The sequence below is a fragment of the Okeania sp. KiyG1 genome, assembly GCF_014132355.1.
In the GTDB taxonomy this organism is placed as follows: domain Bacteria; phylum Cyanobacteriota; class Cyanobacteriia; order Cyanobacteriales; family Microcoleaceae; genus Okeania.
Genome location: NZ_BLZO01000012.1, coordinates 14,409 through 27,504, shown reverse-complemented (window position 1 = coordinate 27,504; position 13,096 = coordinate 14,409). Strand labels below are relative to the sequence as shown.

General features: G+C 39.5%; 3 protein-coding genes. 2 read left to right on the top strand and 1 reads right to left on the bottom strand.

Annotated features, from left to right (window positions below):
* Nucleotides 1-17: 17 nt before the first annotated feature.
* Both SAGCYANO_RS01415 and SAGCYANO_RS01410 read left to right on the top strand, forming a co-directional pair.
* Nucleotides 18-8,690 (top strand): amino acid adenylation domain-containing protein, encoded by an 8,673-nt coding sequence (locus SAGCYANO_RS01415; RefSeq protein ID WP_237395518.1) that lies wholly within the window; start codon nt 18-20, stop codon nt 8,688-8,690.
* Between the two features lie 33 nt (nt 8,691-8,723).
* Nucleotides 8,724-9,815 carry an amidohydrolase family protein gene (locus SAGCYANO_RS01410; protein WP_202218455.1) on the top strand — a complete coding sequence of 364 codons (1,092 nt, stop codon included), beginning with the start codon at nt 8,724-8,726 and terminating at the stop codon, nt 9,813-9,815.
* Between the two features lie 688 nt (nt 9,816-10,503).
* Here SAGCYANO_RS01410 and SAGCYANO_RS01405 read toward each other — a convergent pair.
* A complete protein-coding gene (locus SAGCYANO_RS01405; protein WP_202218454.1) occupies nt 10,504-12,285 on the bottom strand; it encodes an AarF/ABC1/UbiB kinase family protein in 1,782 nt (593 codons plus the stop codon).
* Between the last annotated feature and the right edge of the window lie 811 nt (nt 12,286-13,096).

Genomic DNA, 13,096 nt, shown 5'->3' with positions numbered 1-13,096 from the left:
TGATATAAAAAAAACGTTTGGCTAATCTTTCGCCAAAACAACGAGAACAGGTATTGGAAAAGCTCCGACAGCAGCAGTTGCTCCCAACTGACAAGGAAAGTCAAGCTATTCCAATGATTTCTAGGGAACAGACGATCCCATTATCCTATGCGCAACAAAGGCTATGGTTTATAGAAAAAATGGCCTTGAGTAGCAACGCCTACAATATGCCATTAACCCTACATCTAGTAGGTAAGCTAGACTATATAGCCCTAGAAAAAAGTCTCAACCAAATCATCGCTCGCCATGAAACCCTGAGAACCACCTTCAGTGAAATAGATGGCACACCAGTACAAATAATTAAACCCTCCTTTGAACTACAACTACCATTAAAAGACCTCAGTGAGTTAACACCATCAGAAGCTACCACCAAACTACAACAACTACTCCAAGAAGAAAATGAACAAACATTTAATCTGGAAGTAGACCCCCCCATACGGGCTCGGTTGTATCAACTAGAAACAACAGAACACATACTGCAAATCACATTACATCACATAGTAAGCGATGGCTGGTCACTGACAGTATTACCAAAAGAACTATCAGGCATTTACACTGCAACCGTGGAAGATAGACCATCTCCATTACCCTCACTACCCATACAATATGCAGACTTTGCAGTATGGCAAAGGAACTACTTACAAGGAGAAACTTTTGAAAAGCAACTAAGTTACTGGAAGCAAAAGCTCCAAAATTTATCTCAACTACAACTACCCACAGACCATCCCCGACCCGCAGTTCAAACTTTTAATGGGGCCGGTATACCCATCTATATACCAGCAGCGCTAACATCAAAAGTTAGACAACTGACCCAAAAGCAGGGAACGACTTTGTTTATGACCTTGCTAGCAGCCTTCAAAGTATTGTTGTCTAGTTACAGTGGTCAAGAAAGTGTAGCAGTAGGAACACCGATAGCCAACCGCAACCGCAGTGAAATAGAAGGGTTAATAGGTTTCTTTGTCAACTCCCTAGTCATGCACACAGACTTGGGAGGGTTCCCAAGTTTTACAGAAGTGTTAAATAGAGTCAAACAAACAGCTCTAGAAGCATACTCTCACCAAGATATACCCTTTGAGAAGTTGGTAGAAGAGTTGCAGCCAGAAAGGTCTCTATCCCAAAACCCCTTATTTCAGGTAATGTTTGCGGTGCAGCAAGAGGAAATCTTAAAACCATCCTTCAACTTACCTAACTTAGAGGTAGGTTGGTATGAAGGGGCAGAAGCTGAGATGACAGTAAGGTTTGACTTAGAGTTACATTTGTGGCCAGTAGGAGAAGAAATTAAAGGATTCTGTGCTTATAATAGAGATTTATTTGAGGCCGAAACAATTAGTCGGATGCTGTCACATTACCAAAACTTGCTCGCGGCAGCAGTAGAGACACCAGAGTTAGCAGTTGGCAAATTGCCATTAATGACAGAGGTAGAGCAAGAGAAGATTCTGATAGAATGGAACAATACTATAACAGATTACCCTACTGACAAATGTATCCATCAATTATTTGAAGAGCAGGTAGAGAAAACACCAGATGCAATAGCAGTAGTATTTGAAGAGCAAAAGCTGACCTATTCCCAATTAAATCGCCAAGCTAATCAACTAGCTCATTACTTGCAAAAATTGGGAGTAGTTCCAGAAACCCTAGTGGGCATAAGTGTAGAGCGTTCAGTAGAGATGGTAGTTGGGTTATTAGCCATACTCAAAGCAGGAGGAGCTTATGTGCCATTAGACCCCAACTATCCACAAGAACGTATCAGTTACATTTTGGCTGACTCTCAAGCATCTGTATTACTAACCACAGAAAAGTTAGTTAATAAAGAAGAACATCAGGCTTCAGGAAACCCTTTGTTGAATAAGCAACAAGTAATTTACCTAGATGCTGATTGGGGAAAAATTTCTCAAGAAAATGACACAGATATTACGGAGAGTGGGGTAAGGCCAGACAACCAAGCCTATGTAATCTATACTTCAGGTTCCACAGGTAAGCCCAAAGGGGTACAAATTAACCATGGTTCCCTGACAAATTTCTTAAAGTCAATGAGTCAGATACCAGGTATCACAGACTCAGATAAACTTCTGGCAGTGACAACCATCTGTTTTGATATTGCAGCATTAGAACTATATCTACCTCTAATAGTAGGAGCAGTGGTCATCATAGTCACTAGAGAAGTAGCTAGTGACGGTAGGCAATTGTTGTCCGCCCTGGAAAATTCTGGTGCAACAGTAATGCAAGCAACTCCGGCTACCTGGCAAATGCTTCTGAGTACAGGATGGCAAGAGAATTCTCAGAAATCTTCAAGCACACCACAAAAAAAATTCAAAGTTCTTTGTGGAGGAGAAGCATTACCAGAAAAACTAGCAAATCAACTTCTAGAGACACAAGCTGAAGTCTGGAATATGTATGGACCAACAGAAACCACTATCTGGTCATCAGTGAATAAATTAGAATCTTCAACCAACAGTGACAAAAACGGGAGTTCTCAGCAAGTTAACGGTAAAAAACAATCCATACAGTCTATAGGTAAACCAATTTATAATACTCAAATGTACATCCTAGACTCCAACTTACAACCAGTGCCTGTGGGAGTAACGGGAGAATTATACATAGGAGGAGAAGGACTGGCACGGGGCTACTTGAATCAACCACAGTTAACCAAAGAAAAATTCATACCCAACCCCTTTAGAGAGCAAGCAAATACTCTATTTTACAAAACAGGAGATTTAGCCAGATATTTGCCAGATGGTCAGATAGAATATCTAGGGAGAATAGACAATCAAGTAAAAATTCGCGGTTACCGGATTGAAACTCAGGAAATAGAAACAGTTCTAGCTCAAAATGCCACAGTCAAAAAAACAGTGGTAGTAGCAAGAGAAGACAACCCAGGAGACAAACGATTAGTCGCATACATAGTACCCGAAACCGAAATTGCTGCCAGTTCAAACCCAGAACTATCAAATACTCAACTTAATAGTTGGCAAGACATATTCAACCAACAAGTAGAGACTAGAGATAGTAATATAGCTGACTCCTTATTCAATGCATCAATTTGGCGCAGCAGTTATGATAACGAAGCGATCCCAGAGTCACAAATGCGAGTCTGGGCAGAGAATATAGTGTATCAAGTATTAGCTCATAAGCCACAGAAAGTATGGGAAGTAGGTTGTGGTACAGGAATGCTGTTATTTCAAATCGCACCACACACACAAAGTTATTACGGTACAGATATCTCCAATGTCTCATTGGAGTACATCAAAAAACAAATAGAACAGCAACCAGACAAATATTCTCATGTTACCTTGGCTCAGAAACAAGCTGATGACATGGATGAGATAGCTGATAACAGTTTCGATGTCATACTTCTAAGTTCTATAGTTCAGTATTTTCCAAACATAGAATATCTGTTGCAAGTAATAGAAAACAGCATCAGAGTAGTCAAACCTGGTGGGATGATTTTTCTAGGAGATATTCGTAGTTTCCCATTAATGAGAGCATTTCACAGCTCAGTGCAGTTGTATAAAGCTAGTCCATCACTCTCACTACCCGAACTCATTCAACGCACAGAGCGACAAATGCAGCAAGAGAAAGAGTTATTGCTATCACCAGAGTTGTTTGTTGCTATTAAAGAAAAGTATCCTGAAATATCTCATATACAGATACGTTTACAGAGGGGAAGCGAGCAAAACGAATTGAATAAGTATCGCTATGATGTGTTGTTGTATAAAGAAGCTAAACCAGCAACTGTGATAGAAGTCGCTACCGTCAAAAGTGGGAGAGGTGTGAGTTATGAAGATATAGAAGCTTACCTGCAACAAAAACAGCCAGATTCAATTTGTTGGAGTGGTATAGTCAATGGCAGAGTGGCTGAGGATATACGCTCTTTAGAGTTGTTATCAGCAGCAGGGGAAATCAAGAATGTGCAGCAGTTGAAACAGAAGTTACAGCTGCAGACAGTTAATAGCATCGCTCCAGAAAGGTTATATGAACTGAGTTCATCTTTAGGGTATTCTCTAGAGTTGTGTTGGTCTGATCGTGGTTCTCCAGAATTGATGGATGCAGTGTTTGTACGTTCTGAGTTAGTAACAGACGGCATAATGTTAACACCGCTTACTCAAAAAAACATAGTAGTTGATAACTGGTATAGTTATGGAAACAATCCTTTGGCATCACAAATAGCGAAACAAGTTATACCAGAGCTGAGAGAGTATCTGGAGTCAAGGTTGCCAGACTATATGGTACCCAATAACTATGTGGTATTGTCGCAGTTGCCTCTGACTCCTAATGGAAAAGTAGACCGTAAAGCTTTACCAGCACCAGACAATGCAAGTACTTTGTCAACGGAGTATGTAGCTCCTCAGACAGAGACACAGAAGGCATTAACAGAGATTTGGCAAGAAGTGTTGGGAATAGAAAAGGTGGGAATACATGATAATTTCTTTAGTTTGGGGGGACATTCTTTACTGGCAACTCAACTCATTTTCCGTATTCGGCAATCTCTTGAGCAAGATGTACCTCTAAAAATCCTATTTGAATCTCCTACTATTGCCCAATTAGACCGAACCTTGTTGAAATCATCTCAGACGGAAGACTCATTAGGGTATGAATCTGATGTACCTCTACCCTTAATTGTGCTAGAACCAGAGCAGCGCTATCAACCATTTCCCCTCACAGAGGTGCAACAAGCTTATTGGATCGGTCGCAGTAGTGCTTTTGAGTTAGGCAATGTTGCCACTCATGGTTATATGGAGTTTGATTGTGAAAACTTAAATATAGAACTGTTAAGCAGAGCTTGGCAGCAAGTAATTGAGCATCATGATATGCTGCGAGCTATCATACTACCAGATGGTCAACAGCAAGTCCTCAAACAAGTGCATCCCTATCAAATAGAAGTTTTAGACTTGCACGAGCAGTCATCAGAGACAGTTGCTAACAAGCTGGAAGCAATTCGCCATCAATTATCCCATGAGATATTACCTGCAGACCAATGGCCTTTGTTTAAAATCACGACTACTCGTTTAGATGAAAAGCTCTACCGCTTGCACTGGAGTTTTGATATGTTACTTGCAGATGCCTGGAGTTTGATAATAATATGGCAACAATGGTTACAACTTTATCAAAATCCAGAAACTATACTGCCAAAAGTGGAAGTTTCGTTTCGCGACTATATTATGGCGGAGGTAAGTCTGAAGGAAACTCCTCAATATCGACGTTCTCAGCAATATTGGTTGAACCGTTTAGATACCCTACCACCAACCCCAGAACTACCTCTAGTTAAACCACTTTCCACCCTCAAACAACCTCGGTTTATATCTAAGGGCAATGTACTATCTAAAACAGATTGGCAAAAATTAAAACAAAGGGCTAAAAGAGCAAATCTAACTCCTTCGGGAGTATTGTTAACTGCTTTTGCAGATTTCTTAACTTGCTGGAGTAAGAGTCCTAAATTTACGATTAATTTGACCTTATTTAACCGTTTACCTTTGCATCCTCAAGTCAATCAAATAGTAGGAGACTTTACCTCTTTAACTCTATTAGAAGTCAATAATTCAGTTGCTCTTCCTTTTCAGGAGCGGGCGCAACGTATACAGGGGCAACTGTGGTCAGATTTAGACCATCGCTATGTTGGTGGTGTGGAAGTACAGCGAGAATTGCATCGTCACCGAGGCAGCTATCAACCAATGGGAGTCATTTTTACCAGCACTCTGGCTTTGGATTCCATGAATGATGGAAAACCTGATGACCAATCAGAGGAATTCCCACTCCTACAGTTGGGAGAGCCGGTATATTCGGTTACTAAAACACCTCAAGTGTGGTTGGATCATGGAGTTGTTGAACAAGAAGGAGCTTTAATCCTCATCTGGAATGTGGTGGAAGAACTATTCCCAGAAGGTCTGCTCGACGAAATGTTTAATAGTTACTGCAATTGGTTACAACAGTTAGCAACCTCTGATGAAGCTTGGTCTCAGACTAACCTCCAACTTTTACCACCAGCTCAAATAACCCAACGAACAGAAGTCAATCAAACTACTGTACCGATTTCTGAGGAGACTCTACACAGTCTCTTTGTTAAACAAGTAAAACAGCTTGGGGAAGCGATCGCCGTCATCACTCCAGAGCATACCCTTACCTATCAGGAACTCTACACCCAAGCTCACAAAATTGGGCAGAAGTTACAGCACTTAGGAGCTACCCCTAACACTTTAGTAGCTGTATTAATGACGAAAGGTTGGGAACAAGTCGCAGCAGTTTTAGGCATTTTAATGTCAGGAGCAGCTTACTTACCCATAGACCCAACATTGCCCCAGGAAAGGCAGTGGCATTTACTAGAGCAAGGAGAAGTTAAGCTAGCTCTAACTCAAGCTCATCTCACTGGTAGTTTATCTTTACCAGAACATATCCAATGTTTGTCTGTTGGTGCTGAGGAATGGGAAACGATAGAAGTGAATCCCTTAGACTCAGTGCCAAGTGTTTCTGATTTAGCCTATGTTATCTTTACTTCCGGTTCCACAGGCACCCCGAAAGGAGTAATGATTGACCATCGCGGGGCAGTTAATACTATATTAGACATCAACCAACGCTTTGAAATTCAACCTAATGACCGAATACTAGCTGTCTCAGCCTTGAATTTTGACTTGTCAGTATATGATATCTTTGGTGTTCTGGCAGCGGGAGGAACTATAGTCATGCCCAGTCCAGATGGAGCCAAAGACCCGGCACACTGGGTAGAGTTAATGAGTAAACACCAAGTCACTCTCTGGAATACAGTGCCAGCATTGATGCAAATGTTGGTAGAATACCTATCCCAGCACCCAGACCGCTCCTCATTTCCACTAAGATTAGCACTATTGAGTGGAGATTGGATTCCATTAAATTTACCAGAACAAATCAAAACTTTCTGGTCTCAAGCACAAGTAATGAGTCTAGGAGGGGCAACAGAAGCATCAATTTGGTCAGTCTACTACCCAATTACTACTGTAGACCCAGAGTGGAAGAGCATACCTTATGGCAAACCCCTAGCTAATCAACGTCTATATATACTCAATGAAAGGATGGAACCATGCCCGAATTGGGTTCCCGGTCAACTCTATATTGGTGGTATTGGTATAGCTCAAGGTTATTGGCGCAATGAAGAAAAGACAAATGCTAGTTTTATTATTCATCCTCATACTGGAGAGAAATTATATAAAACTGGAGATTTAGCTCGATATTTACCAGATGGGAATACAGAGTTTTTGGGTCGTGAAGATTTTCAAGTAAAAATCAGTGGTTACCGTATTGAACTTGGAGAGATAGAAGTTTCCTTACAGAAACATCCTGCTGTCAAAGAAACGGTAGTCACAGCAGTAGGTGAATTAGAGAATAAGCAGCTTGTCGCTTATATAGTTCTTCACCCAGAAACAACTGCTACAATAGATGAATTGCGCGACTACTTACAGCAGTGTTTGCCTGAATATATGGTTCCTCCTAATTATATTTTCCTAGAAGCACTGCCTCTGACTCCAAATGGTAAGGTAGATCGCAAGCGGTTGCCTGCTCCTGAGCTGAAATTTGCTCCAACTACTGAGAATTATGTCCCACCTCGTAATAGTCAGGAACTACAATTAGTCAAAATGTGGGAAGATATATTAGGTGTTCAGCCAGTAGGTGTTTGTAGCAATTTCTTTGATTTGGGTGGTCACTCACTCCTAGCAGTACGCTTAATGAACCGAATAGAGCAAGAATTGGGACGATCTTTACCTTTATCAACTCTATTTCAGTCTTCAACTGTGGAGCAGCTAGCTAGGATTTTACATCAAGAGCAAGTGGTTTCTGACCCTTCTCCTCTAGTTCCAATTCAGCCTCAAGGTTCCCAACTACCCATATTCTGCGTACATCCTGCTGGTGGTACAGTGTTCTGCTACTTTGAGCTAGCCCAACTTTTGGGTACAGAACAACCATTCTATGGTTTGCAATGCTTGGGTCAAGTAGAGGGAGAAGAACCTTTGACCTCTGTAGAAGATATGGCCGCTGTTTACCAGAAAGCTATTCGAGAAGTCCAACCAAAAGGTCCTTATATTTTGATGGGTTGGTCTTTTGGAGGCATGGTAGCATTAGAGATGGCTAACAATTTGCTAGTCGAAGGTGAGCAAGTTGCTTTTTTGGGTTTGATTGATACCTATGCTCCCTCTCAAATGCCCGATGAGGAAAATTTATCAGAAAATGTAGAAGTTGTGTTAGAGTTGTTTGGGGGGGACCTTTCATTACCTTGGGAGGAAATTCGGCAACTCCCACAGGAGAAACAGGTGGCTCTAATTTGGGAGCAAGCTCGACAGGCGAATCTAGTTCCTCCTGATTTTGACGCAACTCAGTTAGAACGGCTTTTGCATATAATGAAGCTTAATCACAAGGCTATGCGCAGTTACTCACCACCAACTTATCCTGGCATGATTACTTTGTTGCGAGCCGAAGCAGGTTCAGTTGCTATTTCACCAGAAGTAGTGACAGTTGATGCCACTTTAGGTTGGAAAGAAGTAGCGATCTCTGGTGTTGATGTATACACTGTTCCTGGTTATCACGAATACATGGTTCACCAGCCCAATGTAGCCATTCTAGCTGACCAGCTAGCATCCTGCATTGAAAAATCTCTGAGTACATATCAGCAGAATTCATCCCAGGGATGATTTTTGTTGCCACATTAACTGAAAATTTTTACTATGCTCAAAAACTACGAAATTATTGATGCTGACAGCCATGTTTTAGAACCATTAGACCTCTGGGAAAAATATCTAGAACCAGAGTTTAAACATTTTGCTCCTAAAGAAAACTATATGCTTGATGGTGAATCTATATTGTATAAGTTCAACCCATCTGATTTTGTGGAGTCAGAAGCGGCTAAAACTGCGCAAAAAGACCCAGATATGTATAAGGGAGCTTATGACCCTCAAGCACGAGTTGAGTTGATGGATAAGATGGGTTCTAACATGACTTTTCTCTATCCATCAATGGGATTGTGGATGTGGTCTATTGATACAATGGACTCGAAGTTAGCAGGAGCTTTTGTTCGCTCCTATAACAATTGGTTACATGATTTTTGCAATCACGCTCCTCAAAAATTGAGGGGTATAGGAGCCATTAACCAACACGACCCAGAAGAAATGGTACCTGAGTTACAACGGATTGTGGAATTTGGTTGGAAGGCTGTATTTATCCGTCCTAACCCTGTAAAGGGAAGGATTTTAAGCGATCCCGCCTACGAACCATTTTGGAGCGAATGCGAACGTCTGAATGTAGCAGTAACTGTTCACGAAGGAACTCACAGTCGTCTACCTACTACTGGTGCAGACAGATTTAACACTCGCTTTGCTCTTCATGCTTGCTCCCATCCTATGGAGCAAATGATGGCACTTTTGGCACTAATTGAAGGGGGAGTTTTAGAACGTCATCCACAACTCAGAGTGGGATTTTTTGAATCAGGTTGTGGTTGGCTTCCTTACTGGTTATGGAGATTAGACGAGGAATATGAAAACCTTTATTTTGAGGTAAAAGATAATGTCAAGATGAAACCTTCAGAGTATTTCCATCGCCAATGTTATATCGGTTTTGAGGTTGATGAGCCTTATTTAGCACAATTAATTGAATATATTGGTGCTGATAAATTACTATTTGGTTCAGACTTTCCACATATGGATCATCCGAATTTTATCGAAAGTGTGGATGAAGCTCTAGCACTTCGAGAAAGGTTACCAGAGGATACTATCAAGAAAATTCTCCATGATAATCCTTTGCGTTACTATGGATTAGCTTAAACACACTGGAGAGCTAACAGTTAGTTTATTGAAGAAGTGTGGGAGATTTGAAGCTAAGTTATCAAGGCTGCAATACCTAAATCGTCATAAAAGGCTTGGTTCTGCTATCTGCAAAAGACTTTTTTAGCAAACCCTAATAGATTGATAGATTATAGGTGCATAAGTCGATTTTAACTTCTCTGGCGTTATATTTTTCCCTTGCTAGCATCAACTAGACAGGACAGGAAGCTATTGTAGATAGCTTCCATCCCACATTCCACCGGAACTGTCGGCAGCACTCCGTCCACAGGCATCAACGGTCAAGCCGACCGCATCCAATTAGGCCTTGCTGATTAAATCTGTATTTACAGATAAAGGTTTTAGCCTTTTTGGGGCCTTGAAAAAGTGCCTGGTTTTCAGCTCTTCACGCTCAAAAAGGAGCGTATTTTAGGCGCATAGTTGGGCAGAATAATCTTGGGACAATTCTTACTCCTACCTCCTCTAATATCATGTCCGGTTGAATACTTATTATTAAGGTAGTAGGGGAGTAGGGGAGTAGGGGAGTAGGGGAGTAGGGAAAATAGAAAGATTTACTGTTTAAGCACTCGTGATAAGTTTTTTCATCACTGATTATCCGGACATGATATAAATTCCCTTTTCTCCTGTCTCCTGTCTCCTACCCTCACCTACAAGACTTTTTCAGCAAACCCTAATTACCAAACTCCTTACGCTCCAGAATATTTACACAAGCTAATAAGACTCTAAAAGTCAAACCCCCACCAATTAATATTCCTACCCACTCCAAATATGGTAAACGAGGCAACTGTCTTACAACTTCATCAACAACTTCAACATTAATAGGTTGAATAACCCCAAAATATTGCTGATAGAGGAATACATACAGTGTTCCAAACCCACCTATCAGCAATACAGATGACAAAGTACGCAAAATCACCGCCAACGATAAAGCAAACTTGTTAACTGTTAACTCAAAAGGTATAGTTCGCTGTCGGACTTGAGGCAGAATCAGATCGTTATACTCAGCAACAGTTTCTGATAATATATTCATTGATGCCATCATACTCTCCGGGCGCAAACTTTGAATTAAAGCACGACGCCCCGATTCTTTACTATACTTTTTGCTAACCTTGAAGTAATCAAAATCTGGCAACAAATACTGAAGCGAACCATCTAACGTTAAAAGAGACCGACTAACTTTCAGAAATGACCAGTTACTGGGAATACCATATTTAATTAAAACTTGAGAAAATTCTGCTGTAGCTCCACCCAGAGATTTTTCCTTGTATGATAACCCCTTAAGTCCCGATCTAGCTGCCCAAGTCTGAGTTGCTTGTGCTATCTCTACCCGTGCTTTAGAAATATTTACCTTGGGTATATCCACAGCCAACCGTATAATATAATCAGCAGCTTTAGTAAAATCTCCCTCTGATAAGGCATTATTGTATTTCACATATGTAATTCTCAATTCTTTGTCTAGAGAACCCGTACTTCCTAAATCAATCAGCACAAACTTGTTCTTACGCAACAAAATAATGTTACCTGGATGTAAGTCACCATGATAGAGATTATCTTCATATATCTGTCGCAATAATGATAAGTATAACCTTTCCCCTACCTTTTCTGGGTCTACGTCGTTTTCGTCCTCCCATCTTCTGGCTTTGGCGCGATCGCGTTGATAAGTCCTAATATAATCTGACATCAATACACCATCAATAAATTCCATCACCAAGACTCGACGTTTAGAATATTTATCATAAACTTTCGGAGCATATATCTTGTGTGCCTTTAGTGTTTTTTTCATCTGACGAATACTAGATGCTTCATAGCGAAAATCTAACTCTTCTCTAAAAGTTTTCTCAAGTTCTAATACAGCTTCATCTAAACGTAAATAACTACCAACATTTAAAGATATCAACAAATTGATAAAAACCTTAATTATGTCTAAATCTCGTTTAAAAGTATCTTCTAAACCAGGACGCTGAATCTTGACCACCACAGGAATTAGCTTTTTCCGCTTCCGCAAAATGGCTTTATGAACTTGACCAATAGATGCAGCTGCTAAAGGTTCCTCATCAAAAGACTCAAATATCTTCTCTATTGGTTTACCTAATTCTGATTCAATAGTTGACCGTACTATATTAAAAGGAAACCCAATAGCTTCATACTGTAACTTGAGTAGTTCATCACATACTTCATCTGGAAATAAGTCACTTCGCAGTGCTAGTATTTGACCTGCTTTTACCCAAAAACCACCAAACTCTTCAAAAACTTCTCGTAATTGAGTGGCTGTTTTTTGCACATCCGACTTACCAGTAAATTTGCGATATTGTACTCCTAAAAAATAAACTATGAATCGCCAAATAACGTAGGGGGTTGATAACCGACGGTCATCAAGATTCTCCACAATTTTGACTTTTTTTCGGTCTTTTTTTTCAACTATAGGTGTAGGAATATACTTCTTCTTTATCATATTTTCGACTATACTAATAAATTATTTATTAATTGTGTACTTTACTATTGGTACTTACACATTTTTTTGCAGGAAAAATACTTCCAAATCAGTCTAGACAAGGGAATTACGTCGATGCCTTAAAAATGGCTAGAACATATCCTTATTCAGGATTTATACCTTTTTGACGTAAAAGCCTCTACCCATCTATAATTTGAGTCTATATTTATGGCTTTATTTTTTGTAAGTCCCACTACTTTGTTTCACCGTTGACTTTTTAGATTTACTTTTGATTAAAGTCTAGAAAATTACTCAGAGTTCATATTAAAAACACTCAGATTTTGAAAAATCTAAAATTCATTTACAATACTTTTTTAGTTATCAAACTGTAGATCAGTTACACCTTTAAAGTAATATTTTTCATAATGAATATTATCATATTTAATTAACTATATAGTGAAAACTCTTTAATTATTTTGGAAAAATTGCTAGATATCAAATATTGTATGCAACAACGATCGCTAACTAATTTTTTATTTCATACTTATTTACTTAGGTATCAAATCAAGGAAATTTTTACTCAAATAAATCATCATTAACTATCGTAAATTTAGCTAATCTAAGATTAAATATTGCGGTCGCAATATTAAAGTCTCATTTTAATTAGGTTTGGATTCATCGTTCAATAACAAAATCAACTCTTTGCGTCAATTTATATGATGCAAATATCATACTAATTGCTCGCTGATTTTTATCTTTTTTTTATAAAAAAATTAAATATATTTTGGTGATTTCGGTAATTTAAAATTATAAACTTGACAACAATAACAAA